This window comes from Streptomyces sp. NPDC052114 (genome assembly GCF_040680155.1).
In the GTDB taxonomy this organism is placed as follows: Bacteria; Actinomycetota; Actinomycetes; order Streptomycetales; family Streptomycetaceae; genus Streptomyces.
Window position 1 is genome coordinate 12,636 of the sequence record NZ_JBFAWC010000003.1, and the last position, 16,814, is coordinate 29,449.

12 protein-coding genes are annotated in these 16,814 nt (G+C 64.8%); 6 read left to right on the forward strand and 6 right to left on the reverse strand.

Annotation, left to right across the window (positions count from 1 at the left end; genetic code table 11):
* Positions 1-57 precede the first annotated feature (57 nt).
* The gene (gene eccCa / locus AB0L89_RS07035) at positions 58-4,017 is read left to right on the forward strand and encodes a type VII secretion protein EccCa (protein ID WP_365135666.1); all 3,960 of its coding nucleotides are present in this window, start codon (positions 58-60) and stop codon (positions 4,015-4,017) included.
* A gap of 119 nt (positions 4,018-4,136) precedes the next feature.
* Positions 4,137-4,583: a hypothetical protein gene (locus AB0L89_RS07040; RefSeq protein WP_365137149.1), complete on the forward strand. Its 447-nt coding sequence runs from the start codon at positions 4,137-4,139 to the stop codon at positions 4,581-4,583.
* Positions 4,584-4,909: 326 nt separating this feature from the next.
* Here AB0L89_RS07040 and AB0L89_RS07045 read toward each other — a convergent pair whose 3' ends face one another.
* Positions 4,910-5,050 (reverse strand): hypothetical protein, encoded by a 141-nt coding sequence (locus AB0L89_RS07045; protein WP_365135669.1) that lies wholly within the window; start codon positions 5,048-5,050, stop codon positions 4,910-4,912.
* 1,194 nt (positions 5,051-6,244) lie between these two features.
* On the opposite strand from AB0L89_RS07045, the gene mycP (AB0L89_RS07050) reads away from it, so the two are divergent.
* The 4 genes from mycP (AB0L89_RS07050) to AB0L89_RS07065 all read left to right on the forward strand — a co-directional run bounded on the left by mycP (AB0L89_RS07050) (position 6,245) and on the right by AB0L89_RS07065 (position 12,003).
* Positions 6,245-7,489 (forward strand): type VII secretion-associated serine protease mycosin, encoded by a 1,245-nt coding sequence (mycP, locus tag AB0L89_RS07050; protein WP_365135672.1) that lies wholly within the window; start codon positions 6,245-6,247, stop codon positions 7,487-7,489.
* A gap of 134 nt (positions 7,490-7,623) precedes the next feature.
* A complete protein-coding gene (locus AB0L89_RS07055; protein ID WP_365135675.1) occupies positions 7,624-8,067 on the forward strand; it encodes a hypothetical protein in 444 nt (147 codons plus the stop codon).
* A gap of 34 nt (positions 8,068-8,101) precedes the next feature.
* Positions 8,102-10,216, forward strand: a complete 2,115-nt coding sequence (locus AB0L89_RS07060; protein ID WP_365135678.1) for a hypothetical protein — start codon at positions 8,102-8,104, stop codon at positions 10,214-10,216.
* A gap of 1,472 nt (positions 10,217-11,688) precedes the next feature.
* Positions 11,689-12,003 carry a DUF397 domain-containing protein gene (locus AB0L89_RS07065; protein ID WP_365135681.1) on the forward strand — a complete coding sequence of 105 codons (315 nt, stop codon included), beginning with the start codon at positions 11,689-11,691 and terminating at the stop codon, positions 12,001-12,003.
* A gap of 107 nt (positions 12,004-12,110) precedes the next feature.
* Here AB0L89_RS07065 and AB0L89_RS07070 read toward each other — a convergent pair whose 3' ends face one another.
* The 5 genes from AB0L89_RS07070 to eccB form a co-directional block, all read right to left on the reverse strand.
* Positions 12,111-12,419, reverse strand: coding sequence for a WXG100 family type VII secretion target (locus AB0L89_RS07070; RefSeq protein WP_365135684.1), 309 nt, complete (start codon positions 12,417-12,419; stop codon positions 12,111-12,113).
* Positions 12,420-12,451: 32 nt separating this feature from the next.
* Positions 12,452-12,784, reverse strand: coding sequence for a WXG100 family type VII secretion target (locus tag AB0L89_RS07075; RefSeq protein ID WP_055568692.1), 333 nt, complete (start codon positions 12,782-12,784; stop codon positions 12,452-12,454).
* A gap of 221 nt (positions 12,785-13,005) precedes the next feature.
* Complete coding sequence (locus AB0L89_RS07080; RefSeq protein ID WP_365135687.1) at positions 13,006-13,314, reverse strand: hypothetical protein; 309 nt, start codon at positions 13,312-13,314, stop codon at positions 13,006-13,008.
* A gap of 659 nt (positions 13,315-13,973) precedes the next feature.
* Positions 13,974-15,161, reverse strand: coding sequence for a type VII secretion-associated serine protease mycosin (gene mycP, locus AB0L89_RS07085; RefSeq protein WP_365137152.1), 1,188 nt, complete (start codon positions 15,159-15,161; stop codon positions 13,974-13,976).
* A gap of 93 nt (positions 15,162-15,254) precedes the next feature.
* Positions 15,255-16,784: a type VII secretion protein EccB gene (eccB, locus tag AB0L89_RS07090; protein WP_365135690.1), complete on the reverse strand. Its 1,530-nt coding sequence runs from the start codon at positions 16,782-16,784 to the stop codon at positions 15,255-15,257.
* Positions 16,785-16,814: the final 30 nt, after the last annotated feature.

A 16,814-nucleotide genomic window follows, 5' to 3' on the forward strand; every position in this document is an offset into this window, starting at 1 on the left:
CACTGATGAGGCAGCGGTACGGAACTGTCCGTCCGCATAGGGGGGATTGATGCTCCGGTGAGTCAGATCGTCATCAAACGCCCGCCGCGTTCTCTGCCACCCGAAGTGCCCAGTGATGAGCTGCAGTTGGCACCTCCGCCGGAGCTCCCTCGCGGGCAGCAGGAGGGCGTGCTGATGCAGGTCCTGCCGACGCTCGGCATGGGCTCGTCGGTGGTCTTCTTCTTCGCGTCGCCCAATGCCCATCCCTTCATGCGCATCATGGGCGTCGTGATGCTGGTGTCGACGGTCGCGATGGTCGTCGCCCAGGTCGTCAGATACCGGCGCGGTACGCAGGGGCAAATGGCGGACGTACGCCGCGATTACCTCAAGTACCTCGCGCAGACGCGCCGTACGGTGCGCCGCACCGCCCTGAAGCAGCGCGACGCGCAGCTCTATCTGCACCCCTCCCCGGAGCAGCTGTGGTCGGTGGTCGCCGAGGGGAGCCGGGTGTGGGAACGCCGCATCGGCGACCGGGACTTCGGGCAGGTTCGGGTGGGCCTGGGCCCGCAGCAGCTGGCCACTCCCCTGGTCGCACCCGAGACGGCGCCGGTCGACGAGTTGGAGCCGCTGGCCGCGGGGGCCATGCAGCAGTTCCTCGCCGTGCACAGCTCGCTGGACGGGCTGCCGGTCGCGGTCTCGATGCGCGCCTTCTACCACTTGACGGTCTCCGGAGAGCCGGAATCCGCGCAGGGCACGGCACGCTCGCTGGTCGCCCAACTGGCCACTCTGCACGGGCCCGAGGACCTGGTGATCGCGGTGGTCGCGGCCCCCGGTGCCGTCGGGCGGTGGGACTGGACGAAGTGGCTCCCCCACTGCCAATTGCCGGGGCAGGTCGACGGCGCCGGCGCGAGGCGGCTCTTCGGTGATGACCTCGGTGAGCTGGAGCAGCTCCTTGCCGACCGTCTCGACGGACGGCCGCGGTTCAGCCGTGACGGACAGCCCGTGCTCGACCAGCCGCACCTCGTGGTCGTACTGGACGGCGGCATGGTGCCGCCGACGTCCGCGTTCGCCGCGCCGGAAGGGCTGCAGGGCGTGACGATCATCGAGGTGGTCACCGGGGACCTGGACGAGCCCCGCGGGGGCCTCTCCGTGGTGGCCCGGCCCGGCACGCTCCTCCTGGAGTCGACCGGTGGCGTCGCCTACGAAGGCGTACCGGACACGCTGCCCCTGCCCGCCGCGGAGGCGCTGGCGCGACAGCTGGCGCCGCTGCGCATGGGCGGGGGCGACGACGACGAGCCGCTGCTCGCGAACCTGGACTTCACCGATCTGCTGAATCTGGGAGACGCGGGATCGGTCGACGTCACGCGCACGTGGCGGCCCCGCTCGACGGCGGAGCGGCTCCGCGTCCCGATCGGGGTGGGCGAGGACGGCCAGCCGGTGATGCTGGACCTCAAGGAGGCGGCCCAAGAAGGCATGGGTCCGCACGGACTGTGCGTGGGTGCCACGGGTTCGGGCAAGTCCGAACTCCTGCGCACGCTGGTCCTGGGACTGGCCGTGACCCACTCCTCCGAGACCCTGAACTTCGTCCTCGCCGACTTCAAGGGTGGTGCGACGTTCGCCGGCATGTCGGACATGCCGCACGTCGCGGCGGTGATCACGAACCTCTCCGACGACCTCACCCTCGTGGACCGCATGGGCGACGCGATCCGCGGCGAACTGCAGCGCCGACAGGAGCTGCTGCGCTCTGCGGGCAACTACGCGAACATGCACGACTACGAGAAGGCGCGCGCCGCGGGTGCACCTCTGGCCCCCCTCGCTTCGCTCGTCCTGGTGATCGACGAGTTCAGCGAACTGCTCACCGCCAAGCCCGACTTCATCGACATGTTCATCCAGATCGGTCGCATCGGCCGGTCTCTCGGGGTGCATCTGCTGCTCGCTTCGCAGCGCCTGGAGGAGGGCAAGCTGCGCGGACTCGACACGTACCTGTCGTACCGCGTCGGACTGCGCACCTTCTCCGCTTCGGAGTCCCGTACGGCGCTGGGCGTTCCGGACGCCTACCACCTGCCGTCCGTGCCGGGCTCCGGCTACTTGAAGTTCGGTACGGATGAAATGACCCGCTTCAAAGCGGCGTACGTCTCCGGGGTGTACCGCGCGGGCGGCGCGGACCCGGCATCGACGCAGCTGCCCATCCAGCGCAGGCCCGCACTCTTCACCGCGGCCCCGGTGGCGGCGACGTACACGACCCCGGACAGCGGTCAGCTCCAGGCGTCTTCCCGCAGGGAAGACGACGCGCTGGCCGACACCGTGCTGGACGTCGTGGTGCGCCGCCTGGAGGGACAGGGCGTGCCGGCGCACCAGGTGTGGCTGCCGCCGCTGGACGAGGCCCCCACGTTGGACCAGCTTCTGCCGCAGCTCGTGGTGTCCCCGGAGCGGGGCCTGCATGCCGGGGACTACACACGCCCCGGGGGCCTGACCGTTCCCCTGGGACTGGTCGACAAGCCGTTCGAGCAGAAGCGTGAAGTGCTCTACAGCGACTTCTCGGGCGCGGCCGGAAACATGGTGGTGGTCGGTGGACCCCAATCGGGAAAGTCGACGCTGCTGCGCACGCTGATCGCGTCGTTCGCGCTGACCCACACCGCCCACGAAGTGCAGTTCTACTGCCTGGACTTCGGTGGCGGCGGCCTCGCCTCGGTCGCCGATCTGCCGCATGTGGGAGGGGTTGCTTCCCGTCTCGATCCGGAACGGGTCCGGCGTGCGGTGGCAGAGGTCGCCGGTGTCCTGAACCGCCGCGAGGCCTTCTTCCGCGCCAACGGCATCGACTCGATCACCACGTATCGGCGACAGCGCGCCGCGGGTCAGCTCCCCGGCGAGGCCTGGGGTGACGTCTTCCTCGTCATCGACGGGTGGGGAAGCTTCAAGAACGACTACGACATGCTCGAAGGCGTCGTCAACGACATCGCAGGCCGTGGCCTCGGTTATGGCGTGCACGTCGTCGTGTCCGCTTCGCGCTACATGGAGGTACGGGCGGCGCTCAAGGACCAGATGCTCGGCCGCCTGGAGCTGCGTCTCGGCGACGTCATGGACTCGGAATTCGACCGCAAGGTCGCCATGAACGTGCCCGCCGGGGTGCCGGGCCGGGGCCAGGTTCCGGAGAAGCTGCACTTCATGACGGCGATGCCGCGTGTCGACTCGTCGCCCGATCCTGCGAACCTGTCCGACGCGACGGCCCAGTTGGTCGAAACGGTGAAGAGCAACTGGCACGGGCCCGCCGCACCGACGGTGCGGCTGCTGCCGCGCAAACTCCCAGCCGATCAGCTCCCGAAGGGTTTCGAGTTCCCGCAGCACGGCGTCGCGATCGGTATCGACGAGACGAACCTGGAACCGGTCTTCGTCGATTTCGAGACAGATCCCTTCTTCCTCGTCTTCGGCGAAAGCGAGTCGGGCAAGACGAATCTGCTTCGTTTGATCGCTAAACAAATCGCGGAGAGGTACACCCCCGCGCAGGCGCGCATCGTGGTCGGCGACTACAGGCGCACCATGCTGGAGGCCGTGTCGCCGGACCACCTGCTGGAATACGCCCCGATGGCGTCGGCAATGGACGTCCACATGAACGCCATCGCCACGTTCATGGAGAAGCGGGCACCCAAGCCCGACATCACTCCGCAGCAGCTGCGTGATCGAAGCTGGTGGAACGGTCCGGAACTGTTCGTCATCATCGACGACTACGAACTGGTGGCCACCAACTCGGTCAACCCGCTGAGCGTGCTGGTCGAGCATCTGCCCTTCGCCCGGGACGTGGGCGTCAAATTCATCATCGCCCGGAGCTCCGCGGGCGCGTCCCGCTCGATGTACGAGTCCTTCATGCAGCGTGTGAAGGAACTGGGCGCCCAGGGCGTGCTGTTGTCGGGCGATCCGAGCGAAGGCGACATCCTCGGAAATGTCCGCGCACGCCCGATGCCGCCGGGGCGCGGAACCTTCGTGTCGCGAAAGCGCGGGACCGCCCTGATTCAAGTGGGGCGGCTCCCGGACCGCTACTAGAGTGCGTGCTGGAGACATGACTGAACGGGGAGGCAGGCGTGGCGAGTTCGGGCGGGGGCAACGGCGGAACTCCGGACACGGACAAGTCGTTCGACAACCTTTACGGCGTAAATCCACAAATGGCGCTGGACGTCCAGGCAAGCGCGATGAAGGGCTTCAAAAAGCGCGTCGACGACCTGCTCATCGAGCTCGAGGGCTCTGAGGCGGCGCCGGGCAGGGTCGGTGCCGATCGGCTGTCACGAGCACAGCTGGGTTCGGGGGACTTCAAAGAGGCGCAGTACCTCTACGACTCGTACTCGATCGTGCACGACGAGCTGGAGAAGCTCTCGAAGGCTCTGGGCACGCAGATCGAGGGGCTGGGGCTTGCCGTCCACGCGTCCCGCGTGGGCTACGACAACCTCGAGGACGACATCCGCGCGCGGATGAAGGCGATCAACGCGGAGGCCGAGAAGTACTACGACCCGGACCGGGATCCGTACGCACAGGGGCCTGGCGGTCCCAGGTCCGGCTCCGGTGGGGCCGATGGCTCCGGCCCGAAGGCGACGGACAAGGACACGGCTCTGTGACGACCGAACAGAGACGGGCGCGGGTACGAGGACGGGGACGGGGACGCGGAACGGGGGCACAAAGACATGGCTGAGGGATCCAAGGGCGGTACGCCCAAGCTCGCTCACACAGACTTCGAGTCCATGACGCACGAGCAGCTGCTCGCGCTGCTGGAGTCCGCGAGCTCGGAGGGCGCTTCCCAACTCGCCGGCAAGTTATCCAAGGCCGCGTCGACGATCACCAAGATCGGCGACGACCTCATGACGTACACGAAGGGCCTGCACTGGCAGGGAGAGGGCGGCGACGCCTTCCGCGCGTGGGGCACGCAGTCGGCGAGCGCCACGCTCTACCTCGGGGAGTACAGCGAGGTCGCGTCGCGCTGGATGGGCGTGGTCGCCGAGGCGATCGCCGAGGCGAAGGCATCGATGCCGCCCGCCTCGGACACGACCCAGGCCAAGGCCGACCTGCGCACCGCCAACAAGAACATGGACGCCGCCCAGAAGGCCCACAACGATCCCGACGCCCGCAAGGTCACCCGCGACTCCAAGGCGGACGCGACCGCGGCGCAGGAGCGGATCGAGGCGGCGCAGGCGGAAGCGGTGCAGCGGATGCGGAAGTTGGCGCAGACGTATCAGCAGTCTGCGCAGCAGGTTAATGGGGTTACGCCGCCTACGTTTGCGCCGCCGGCCATGCATTCAGACAACCCTGACGGGTGGGCCGACGGCGGTAGCTACCAGGCATTGCCGGACCAGGCGGGTGGGCCGACGGCGGGTGGGCCGCCGGCGAGTGGCCCGGCGGCTTCGGGCCCTTCTCCCGCGATGCCAGTCGCATCCGCTGCGGCCCCCTCTGCAGGCCATGGCGCCCCAGGTGCATCACCCGAAGGCGCGGGGACAACAGCGCCACCTGTCGCTTCGCAGCCGCACCGTCCGGATCCCGTATCCATGGGGATCGACCGCGTCACGACGCTCCCCCCGTCGCCGCCCTCTCCGGAGATTCCTCCTAGCCCGATCCCTCCGGGCCGACCCGAAGGCCCGACGCCCCCGAACCTCGGGACCGCGCCTCCCCCCTTTAGCCCTCCCCCTGGCCAAGTGGGGCCGACCACCCCGCCGCCGGGCCATCCCTCTCCAGCCGTACGCCCACCGCTCCTTCCGCCCAACGGGGGGAGCAACTACGGGCTTGGCAATCGACCGCCCAAGGAGACCGGCATCATCGGCGGCCGTCCCGTACCTCCGAACTCCGGGCGTCCGACGACTGGGATCCCCCGAAGCAATGTCTTCGGCGGAGACCACATGCAGGGCCGTCCACCCATGGCCCCGGGAGCCGGTCCCGGGGCTAATGGGCCGGGGGCCGGTCGCACGGGTGTTGTCGGCGGTCGCCGTCTTACCGGGGAGCCCGGTGGGGCGATCGGCAAGCAGCCGCAGCCACCCGGCGGTGTTGGCGGACGCCCCTTCACACCGGGTGGTGCAGGGTTGGTACGCGGTTCCTCCTCGGGGGACTCGACGCGCTCAGCAGCTATGGGACGCCCCGCTACCGTCCCGCAAGGCGGCCAGGGGAACCCTTCACGCCGCGACGAGGGCCGACCCGACCGGTCGAACCACCTCGTCGAGGAAGAAGAGACGTGGCAGCCTGACCAACGCCGTATCGTCCCGCCAGTCGTCGACTGACCTGACAAGGAACGCAGATGCCCACCACCAGGAAGAGCATCGTCCGCTCCAGGGTCGCCATGTCGGCGGCCCTGGGCTTTCTCATGGCGAGCATCGCGGCCACTCCGGCTCGTGCCGACACCGTTCGGTCCAGGCAGTGGCACCTTGACGCCATGCGCGCTGAAGAGATGTGGAAGACCAGTACCGGCCGCGGCGTGACAGTCGCGGTCATTGACTCCGGGGTCGATGACTCGGTGGCTGATCTACGCGGCCAAGTCCTCGATGGGAAGGACTACTCGGACCTCCCGGGTGATGAGACCAGCGACCGAGCGAATCACGGTACGGGAACCGCAACGCTCATCGCAGGAACAGGCGCTCGGGGAGAGACGGCAGGTTCGTACGGACTCGCTCCAGGCGCCAGGATCCTTCCGATCCGAATGACCTACAGCAACGAGAGGTCCGCCCAAGAACGTCAACTCTCCGGGTACTCCCACGACATGGCGACTGCCATCCGTTACGCGGCCGACTCCAAGGCCCAGATCCTCAACATCTCCATGGGCAACTCGAACCGTCACGGTTCCTCAAACGTGAACACTCCCGAGCTCACCGCCGCGGTCAAGTACGCGATCGGCAAGGGAAAGCTCATCTTCGCCGCCGTGGGGAACAGCGCCGCCAAAGGTAATGAGGCGCAGTACCCAGCAGCCACACCGGGCGTGGTGGGAGTCGGCGCCATCAACAGCAAGGTCGAACGGACCAAAGAGTCGCAGTGGGGCCCTCAGGTCGACATGGTCGCCCCAGGGGACAACATGTGGCACGCATGCGCCGGCGGAACCCAGCTGTGCAAGACCCACGGAACGAGCAACAGCACGGCCCTCGCCTCCGCCTCCGCCGCCCTCATCTGGTCCAAGCACCCCAACTGGACGAACAACCAGGTCCTACGGGTCATGATCAACACGATGCAGGGCAACGACGACGGCTGGAGCCGGGACGACTCGGTCGGCTACGGCGCGGTGCGTCCTCGCATCGCGCTCAAGAACCCGGGCGATCCCGGGCCTGCCGACAAGTACCCGTTGCAGGACCTCGCAGCGGCGGCCAAATCTCCGAGGCCGTCTCAGTCCAACAACTCCCCACGAAGCGGCAACAAGGCCGACGAAGCCGTCGCTGGATCACCGAGTGTCGATGCTGACAACAGCATCCCGTGGGTAGCTACGGGGGTGGGCGTTGTCGTCGTTATTGGGGCAAGCTCGGTCGTACTCGCGCGCTCCCGTAGCCGGAAGGCCTAGTCCTAGCCATTACCCCTTCCTACACCCCACGAGTACCAGCAGGCTCAGCACCCTTCATCCGGTGAACCCGGATCTGTAATCCCTCGGCCCGTTTTTACATCGCACAATCGGTGATCATCCGAAAGGCAGAGTCTATGTCGTTCGAAGAAGAGTGGGGACAGGCCCGCAGTAGAGCCTCGACGCTCCCAGACGTCAGTATGCAGTTGAACACGGCCGCTCCCCATAATGGCGGCGTGACGGGAGGCGCGGACTTAGCCTCAAGCCCGGCCGAGAAGAAGAAAGCGGCAAATGCCATCGATGAACATCTCATTAGAGACACTCAAAAAGCCGGTGACATCGCTGACGAAGAAACCGCCGCCGCTGTCAAAGCCTTCAAGCCAAAGGATGGTGACGGCTGGTTGACCTCGGCCGCACTCCAGAAGGCTCAAAAGACCTGGACCGAGCAGGTTAACTCACTCAAGAAGCGGCTCGCAGCCGAAAGCACGGCCTTGCGTGATACGTCGAACACCTTCCGCACCAATGAACTCGGAATCCGCTCGCAAATCATGCGGGAGTCCGACATCAAGAAGCTCAGCTGACTGTGAGCATCGCCGACTAGAAGGACCCGGTTCCATGCCCAGCTATCACGAAGTCATGACCACTGATCTGTCGGCCCTGACGTCAGCTGCCAAGAGTTGGGATGGCATGGCGGACTCTTTCAAGACGCTGGAGGGTCAGTACAAAAAGGAAGTCCATGGGATCTCACTGGGCGGTCCAGCGTGGCAAGGACAGAGTGCCAGGGCCGCAAACGAACGCTTCGACATCACGCTCCAGGAACTTCGCGCAGCACAAACGGAGGCAAAGGCAGTTGCCTCTCTACTGCGAGACGCACACACGCAATTCTCTGACCTGAAAGCGGCGGTCAAGAAGGCACGCTCAGAGGCCGTCGAAGCAGGCATGGCGGTCTCGGATCAGGGAATCTGTCGTTTTGATTACAAGAATGCCACCGACAGTGCGGCCAGCGCCGCGCGTAATGACCCAGGGCTCCCAGAACTTGAGGCATCGTGGTCAGGACATATCCGTAAGGCGGTAGAGGCAGTCGATGAAGCTGATCGTTTGGTCAAAATCTCCCTCCAAGCTGTCGTTATTGATTCCGATCTGGGCGACGGAACCCTAAACGGGTTCAATGCCCACGCCAGGAAAAGGATCAAGGACTACGAAGCAGAACATGAAGCCGAGGAAGCAGCAGACACCCTGACCCGTATTAATGAAGGAGAAAAGCCATCAGCTCGTGAAATCTCGACACTGAAGCGGACATTCAAAGAGTACGGTGGTAACGGGGTCTTCAGCCGGACACTTCTGGACAGCCTCGGCCCCAGCGGAACGATCACCTTGAGCAATAGGCTAAACGATCTTGGCTACGTCAAAGACCCAGGGCACAGCGGTGACTATGCCGCGCTTGAAACGGGACTGGCAAACACTCTCGCGAAAGCCACTCAAAACACCGACACCAAATGGTATAAGGAATGGCATGCCGACCTAAAGAAGGCTGGAGTTAGCCGCTATTCAACAGATTTCCATGGAGCACGCCTGGACAAAGTACACGGATATCAGTCGCTGGTGACCCTCATGCAGGCGGGGGCCGGAGAGAAGGGTAATGGCTTTTCTTCCGGATTCCTCAAAGACGTCGGAAACGACATCATCAGCGCCGAAAAGAAGAATCCTGACATCTGGGACCTCAAGGGCCCGTACAGCGGTAAGACTTCTGGTTGGTTTGCCAACGACCCACTCGACGGACTCCTCGGCGTAATGAGCCGAGACCCACAAACCTCAGCATCCTTCTTGAACTCAGAAAAGAATATCGGATACCTACTGGAGGCCGGCGACGGTCAGCATCGCGACTGGAACGTCATAGAAAGAGTCCACGAGGGAGCAAAATCCTCGACTTATACGCCCGCCCTGGACTCCGATGACCGAGTCGGACTCGGCGCCGCACTGCAAGCTGCAGCGACAGGGATATCTCCCTCGGACGAGAATGCGAAGTTCGTTGAACATACGGACGAAAATAGAGAGGTCTTCAAATCTTCCCTCTCGTACCTATCCGAGAGAGGAGACGATTTCCCGTCATCGCTGCGTGAACCAATGTCGAAGATCCTCGTCAATCACGGAGATACCGTTCATGCAGCCGCAAGTACCGTGAAGGTTGCAGATTCTCCGGTACCGCAGCGTGACCTATTTGAGGTCCTCAAGCAGGTCTCGAAAAGTGATGACTCTTACGGAGAGCTGAATCACGGCATTAACAAATCCATCGTTGCAGACATTTACGATCAGAAGCTGGACAAGGATGAGCACCCCAAGGACTCCCTCACCAGAGCCGGTCGCACAGTCGGATTCCTGGAAGAAGCGCGATCTCAGGCTGCGGCAGACCCCGAAACAGCAGAGATCAAAGGCAAGTGGATCATCGATAAGGGAATCAGTTACCTGCCCGTGGGGAGTGAGGATGTTCAGGCAGGTTTCGATTATGTAGCCGAGAAGTGGCAAAAGGATGAGCAGGCCCGGCTTGACGATAACCAGGCCGATGCGAACGCCGATTCCTATAAGAAGAGGAATGGCCAACTGATGGCCCTCGCGGAGCAGTGGGAGAAGGCCCACGGAGGCAGCGAGTATGACGCGCAAGACGCCATCGACAAGTCAGCATCTGCTGGCGCCAACCATGCCAACGGAGTTTCGGGGGAGAAGCCCAGTTGAATCGGCAGCTCAGCGCAGCACGCACTTTTGCCCCAGTGCTAGTTCTCTCGACTTTCGCTGTCGCCTCTTGCGCGGGAAGTTCTGACGAAGAAGTGCCCTCGAAGATCTGTGGCACTCGGATCGATGCGAAACACGTCCGCCCATTGCTAGGAGACACCGGGAAATTCAGCGAGTACAGCCGCCTCGATAATGCAAATGCTCAAACTGCGCCTTGCGACCTCATGATTGACGACCAACCTGTCTTGAGTTTCAGGTTTGCCTGGTCCTCTGACTCAGTCGATATCATGAAGTACGCAGCGTCTGACGCCTCTGTCAGCTCCCTGACGGAACCTCACCGGACAAGCAGTAAATATCAAACCGTCATTGGCAATGATGGGGCCATCTCTACTGCCTCTTGCAAGAATTCCGATGCATCCCACTTCACCCTCACTCTGCTGCTCCCCCAAGCATCGAAGCAAGAATCCGAACTGCGCACCGACATAAAGAACTTTATGGATGCGTACATGAAGAAGACTGTTGAGGGATTCAAATGCGGAGGCAGATGAAGCGAATGAGCGGGTCTCACAAAAGAAGATCGATAACTTGGCTTGTGCAGCCACGCGAATAAGGCCGATCGACCGATGGGGGGCAGAAGGTGAGGCGTAGCGCAGCTCGAACTCTTGCCGTGCTGACGCTGCTTTTTCCGGTGGCTTGCACGTCCGACGATGAGCCTCCTCGCGGGGTCTCGGCTTTGAAGCCCGCCTGCGAAGGAGTGCTCGACGCAGATGCACTGAAGGAAGCTAAAGCGAGCGCAGAAATTGACCGGGTGCATATGCCTTCTGGTCAAAAAATTGGCTACGCGTCGGCAGCAAGACCTTGCGAAAGAGTATAGTAGAGGTCTGCAATGTTCCCTTTGCCGATGACCCCACTCCAGGGTCACCTGCCTTGAGGATCCAATTCGGTGTGACCGAAACGCCAATCTTCCCAAGGAATGAGCGCCGAAGCACGAGTGGGTACAGATCCTACGGTTTGAAATCAGGCATGCAGGCAACCAGTGAAAGCGGATCCAGTGGCCTCCTCTTTCCCTGCACACCGACAGGGATCCACGTCACCGGTCGATGTGACAGCTTCACTTTATAACGATCTCGATCTCGAGGAGCAAACCCGATTCCGCATTCCATTTCGTTCGACTGAGAAGATGATCGCTGCGTTGAAGTGCAAGAACGAGGTCGTGCTGCCGCGTCCTGAGAGTATGCGGCCTTTTCCGGTGGGGTAGGGAAGCGCGCGAACCGTATGCGGGCCACTGAATACCTGTGCCCGTTAAGACTTTCGGCCGTGATTCCTGGCGGGGCGGTCGGCCTGGTGTGCTCGGGCAGGAATCAGCACCCTGCCCCGGTGCGGGGTGAAACCCGTCGCTCCTCCACCCCACCCCCACCCCGCCAAGTAGGCTGAACCACCAGTGGTTTCGTACGTCGGGAAGGGGCCGGTTCGTCATGGGCGAGGGACAGGACGAGGACGTCAAGGCGCGTAAGGAGCGGGAGAAGGACGAGCTCTACGCGCTTGATATCTCCGGCGTCGAGTGGCACAGCGCGCCCGGTACGGAGGACGCCGAGGAGCGCGTCGAGATCGCTTATCTGCCCGAGGGGGCCGTTGCGATGCGGTCGTCGCTGGATCCCGGGACCGTGCTGCGGTACACCGCGGCCGAGTGGCGGGCCTTCGTGCTCGGGGCGCGGGACGGGGAGTTCGATCTGGAGCCGAGTACTCGTAACGGTGGTGTGGCCGCCGGCGAGGCCAACTCGGCCGGGTGAGCTCCGGGAGGGTCGTAAGCGTGTAGAGGCGTGTGGAGAGCGGAGAGGGAGGGGCCGTGGGCTCCCTCCCTCTCCGCTCTCGTTCGCCGCGTTTCCGCGAGCCGGCCTCAGCTCAGCATGCGGAAGCGCGCCGCATTGCCCTTGTCCGTGTCGCTGTATCCGACGACGGACTCGTCCAGGAGGCGGGCGATGCGGTGGAGCTTCTGCACCATCGCGTTCATCTCCGCCTCGCTCTGCGCCTGGATGTCGCGGTACGCGGTCTTGGCCTCGCCGTCCCAGGTCTCGGCCACGCGCGCGACCTCGCGCATGAGGGTCTCCAGTCCCGCATCCATGTCCCTGGCGTTGTTGCGCACGTCAGTGGCCGCCGTGGTGACGGTGTCGTAATTGACCGCTGTGCGGTCGAAGCTGTCAGACATCTCGGTACTCCCTGACTTTCGGTCGCAGCGTCTCAGGCGTGGTCGACGATCTTGCTCGGCACCTCGTACGAGTTGTCCACCTTGCGGATCTGGGCGATCCGCTCCTGCTCGTGGCTGTCGAAGCCCTTGACACTCATGCGCATCACGTCTTCGAGGTCGACGAGATTGTCCTGAAGCTTCTTCAGGTGCTGGTTGACGCCTCGCTGGAGGGTGTCGAATTCCTTGCCCGCAGCGCCCTTCCAACCGGCCTGGATCATGTCCACGACCGTGTTCAGCGACGTGACGCGCTTGCTCACGTCCATGTGGAAGTTGCGGATCTTGTCCGCCAGTTTGGTCAGATCGTCATTGCTGTAATCAACGCTCATCGCTCTTGCCCTCCTCATGTGCAGACAGCGGCGGTACCACCGCTGTTCTTCTATTCGGCTCTGTGCCAGGGCCTCCCCGGCTCCGGCGGGCAAGGTGTCGCGTCCGGCTCACGCGTGGTGACACGCCCTTCGCGACGCTGCGCCGCCCCCGTGCAGCATCAACTCGTGATGCTGTAGGCCACTCTAGTCATTCTGGTTCCACAACTAGCATGTATTGATGGTCAGTTGTGTCTCTCCGCCGCGCTTCCGACGCCGAGAACCAGCCATGAAACCTCCTGTGCGTCCTTGTCGTCGGCGGCGTCCTTGTCGTCGGCGCTCGGTCCCGTGGCACGCGCGCTGCCGAAGAAAATGCGACCGCTCTGGACGACCATGTCCGCCAGTTCCAGAGAAGTGAGCGTCCAGGCCTCGGGAGGGAGGCTGAAGGAGAAATAGGGGGTCTCCTTTCCCGTCATCGGATTCAGGCTCACCATTTGCATGGGGGTGATGTGGTCGCTGCTCTCTCGGAATGCGAGGACCTGCCCGCCGCTCATCCGCAGGGGATAGAACAATTGGTTGCGACCGGAGTCGAATCTCTCCCGCAACCCGGTGGGTCCACTCGGTGGCGCCGTTCCGAGGGGCGAGTTTCCTGACCCGGTAGGTGAGCTCCTCGCCTCGCGAGCAGGTCATCAGCGTGAGCAGGCCTCGTCCGCCCGCCAGGCCCTGGTAGGTACATCCGGCGCTCTTCTTGTTCTTCCAGAGCCGGGTGCCTCGGTCCATGTCGTACGCCGTCGCACCGTCGCCCCACGCGACGGCGACCGTGCCTCGCGTCATCGTCACGCTCGTCGCGTCCTGCCCGAAGGCGGATTCCGACGTGGGGAACTCCTTGTCCCAGAGCTTCTTGCCGGAGTCGATGTCGACGAACGCCACCTGATTGCAAAGGGACACCGGGTTCTTCCGGGACCGGTGGAGCACCCCGGTGCGGCCTTCCACGGTCACGTGTCGCGTCACACCGCAGACGGGGCCGGACAAGGAAATGCGACAGATTTCGTCGTCCGTGGTCACGTCCTTGCCGACCTTGTATCCCACGAGCGTTCTGTTGATCCCTTGGCGAGCGCCTTGTACGTAGCCCAGGTGCCCGGCATCTCGTACTCCTCCCCCGGGCTCATGTCGTCGACGGAGAAGCGGAAGGCCGAGGGAGGCGGTCCGAAGCTCATGCCCCGAGGTCCCTTCTTCTGCGGGCCTCGCGCAGGGCCGCCGCCGCGCCCGCGATGACCGCGACCACGGCCACGGTGATGCCGACTGCGTACGTCGCGTATCGCTCGGCCCGCTCCTGAGAGGTCTCGGCGAGCGAGAAGGCCGCCGTGTCCGGTGGCGGGGCCTTCGACACCCCGGGGTCCGGGGTGGGCGAGGTCGCGGGCCGGGCGGTGTCGGAAGCGGTGACGGCTCGTACGGGGTCGATCACGCCCCAGCCGACGTAGTTGTCGTGGCCGTTGATGGAACGCTCTGCCGTCTGCTCGATCCGGGTGGCGATCTGGGCCGGACTCCAGTCCGGGTACCGGGACTTCAGGAGGGCGGCCACGCCTGCGACGAAGGGCGCCGAGAAGCTCGTGCCGTTGTCCGTGCACTGGCCCCCTCCGGGGACGGTGGACACGATGTCCACGCCGGGGGCCGCGACGTCGACGAAGTCACCGGGCTGGGAGAAGGCTGCTCGTTCGTTGTTGCGGTCGGAGGACGCGACCGCCAGGACGCCGTCGAAGGCTGCCGGATACGTGTTCTTCACCTTGCCGTCCAGCCCGTCGTTTCCGGCGGAAGCGACGACCACGACCTTGGCGTCGAGGGCGTCACGTACCGCCTTGGCCAGGGCCGAAGTGCGCGACAGGGGTTTCGTCGTGTCCTGGGAGATGTTGATGACATCGGCGCCCTCGGCGACCGCATGGTCGATGGCCTTCGCCATCGAGTCGGAGTCTCCGCTGTTCTGGGCGTCGTTCTGCCGGATCGGAATGATGGTCGAGGCGGGTGCGATGCCTACGAAGCCCGTTCCCTCGTGCGGTCGGGCCGCGATGATTCCCGCGACCTTCGTGCCGTGACCGACCTCGTCCTTGGTGGGGTCCGCGCCCGTGCCCTTCGTCAGGTAGTCGCGCCCCGCGCGGGCGTCGACCGCCCCTGCGAGCTGCGGGTTCTTGTCGTCCACCCCGGTGTCGATCACTGCTACGCGAATGCCCCGGCCCTTCTTCCCGTCCTGCCACAACTCGTCGAGCAGCACGCGCTGGAGCGGCCACGGACGGCCCTTGATCTGCTCGGCGGGGGTCTGGCACGCGCCGTTGCCGGCGAGCCGCACCTGCGTATGCGGGCGGGTGCTGACGTCGTCGACAGCCGCCATGGGTGTGGCCGCGCTCATGGACGCGACCAGGGCGGCCCCGACCAGCAGAGCCCTCTTCGTCAGCGGCACCACTACCTCTGTCCTTCCGTCGGTGGCATCAGGGGCGAAGGATCAGGAGCTCTGGGGCTGTCGGGCGCTGTTGGTGTCGAGGCGGGGCCCCTTGGCGAGGAAGTCGGACCAGGGCAGGGGGACCTTGGCGGGCCGGACGTTCTTGTAGCCGAGCTTGACCTGGGCCTCGCTCGGTTCGGGGCTGCCGTCGGTCGTCTTCTGCTTGCCGTCCGACCCGATGTCGGACTTCTCGCTGTCGCTGTCGCCGTTGGCCTGAACGCCGTACCGCAGGCCGGTGTCCGTCACGAGGAAGAGCGACCCCGTCTTCGTCTGCGTGCCACGGACCTGGGTGTAGAGCAGGCCCGTTCCGGGGGTTACGTACGTGCTGGTGCCGCCTGCGCCGATGTCGGCCGGGTACTTCGTGCCGGCCCACGTGCTCAGCGTCGTACCGCCTTCGTCATCCACGTTCCGGAGCACGCTGCACACCGTGTCCCGACCGGTGCCGCTCGTCCCGCTGTTGACCTGAACGGTGCGGTGCCGGGGCCACTTCGCGGCCTCCCCCTCGAAGGTGCCGTCGGCGGACTCGAAGTCCTGGAGGCCCACGGTGCGGGCCTCGCCGTCCATGTTCAGTCGCGCCGTCTGCCGTGAGTTGGTCAGGAGCCAGGCGGTGAATTCGGTGATCGGCTGGACCTTACCGGGAAGCACCACGAAGTGCTTGACGCCCTCGCCGGTCTCCGCCTTCAGGACCATGCCGACCCGGTTCTCCTCGGAGGACAGCTGGTCCGACGCGTTGGCCGGGTCGCCCACGCTCGGGGGCAGCTGCGGGAAGCGGATCGGGCTGCCTCGGTGCAGCGTGGCCAGCCACTCCTTGGTCACCAGTTGCGGCTTCCTCGTCGGACCCACGAGCGCGTCCGCCAAGAGGTCTCCCTCTGCGCCCTCCACCTCGTAGGCCGTCCCTGCCGCGTCCACCAAGTGGCGTGTCCCGGTGCGCGTCTTCACGTACAGGACTTCACCCGTGTCGAGCCGCCGCGAGCCGTCCGTCTTTTCGGCTTCCCGGTCGGCGAGGACGAACGTGGCCTCCTGCGTCGTGCGGCCCTCGGAACCCGGCTGCTCGCACACGGCCCAGCGTTTGGCCGTGCCCGCCTCGTCGGGCGAAGGGAGGCGGTCAGGAGCGTAGGGAATGCCGATGATGGGGCCCCGTGGCGGCTTGCCCGCGTCGAGGATGCCGTCGCTGACCTGGATGACTTTGTAGTCGGAGCCGTTCATCAGCAGACGCGCCGAGGCCAGGTTCAGGACGGGATGCAGGCGCGACTTCTTGCCGGTCTTGAGTACGACGTACCGCGTCGTCGAGTCCTTTCCCACGATGACGCGGGTGCCCGGCGCATCCCACCCGGGGGGCGCCTTGGGCTGGAACATCCCCCAGGCGCCGAACACGGCCAGCACGAGAACACCCATGATCACGCTCGGCAGGAAGGCTCGCAGTGGACGCGGCGCCCCCTCTTCGGATCCCGTCGGGGAGGGCTGGAGAAATGCCGCCAACGTCCGCTTCTTCGCGAAGGTGTACGCGTTGAGCTCGTCCCGCCGTGATGCCATGAGCGCCTGCTTCTCCCCCACCGCGTTTCG

Coding starts and splice junctions, on each gene's coding strand:
- AB0L89_RS07040 (WP_365137149.1), top strand. CDS start 4,137: ATGGCGCTGGACGTCCAGGCAAGCGCGATGAAGGGCTTCAAAAAGCGC.
- AB0L89_RS07045 (WP_365135669.1), bottom strand. CDS start 5,050: ATGTTCTTGTTGGCGGTGCGCAGGTCGGCCTTGGCCTGGGTCGTGTCC.
- mycP (WP_365135672.1), top strand. CDS start 6,245: ATGCCCACCACCAGGAAGAGCATCGTCCGCTCCAGGGTCGCCATGTCG.
- AB0L89_RS07055 (WP_365135675.1), top strand. CDS start 7,624: ATGTCGTTCGAAGAAGAGTGGGGACAGGCCCGCAGTAGAGCCTCGACG.
- AB0L89_RS07060 (WP_365135678.1), top strand. CDS start 8,102: ATGCCCAGCTATCACGAAGTCATGACCACTGATCTGTCGGCCCTGACG.
- AB0L89_RS07065 (WP_365135681.1), top strand. CDS start 11,689: ATGGGCGAGGGACAGGACGAGGACGTCAAGGCGCGTAAGGAGCGGGAG.
- AB0L89_RS07070 (WP_365135684.1), bottom strand. CDS start 12,419: ATGTCTGACAGCTTCGACCGCACAGCGGTCAATTACGACACCGTCACC.
- AB0L89_RS07075 (WP_055568692.1), bottom strand. CDS start 12,784: ATGAGCGTTGATTACAGCAATGACGATCTGACCAAACTGGCGGACAAG.
- AB0L89_RS07080 (WP_365135687.1), bottom strand. CDS start 13,314: ATGAGCGGCGGGCAGGTCCTCGCATTCCGAGAGAGCAGCGACCACATC.
- mycP (WP_365137152.1), bottom strand. CDS start 15,161: ATGAGCGCGGCCACACCCATGGCGGCTGTCGACGACGTCAGCACCCGC.
- eccB (WP_365135690.1), bottom strand. CDS start 16,784: ATGGCATCACGGCGGGACGAGCTCAACGCGTACACCTTCGCGAAGAAG.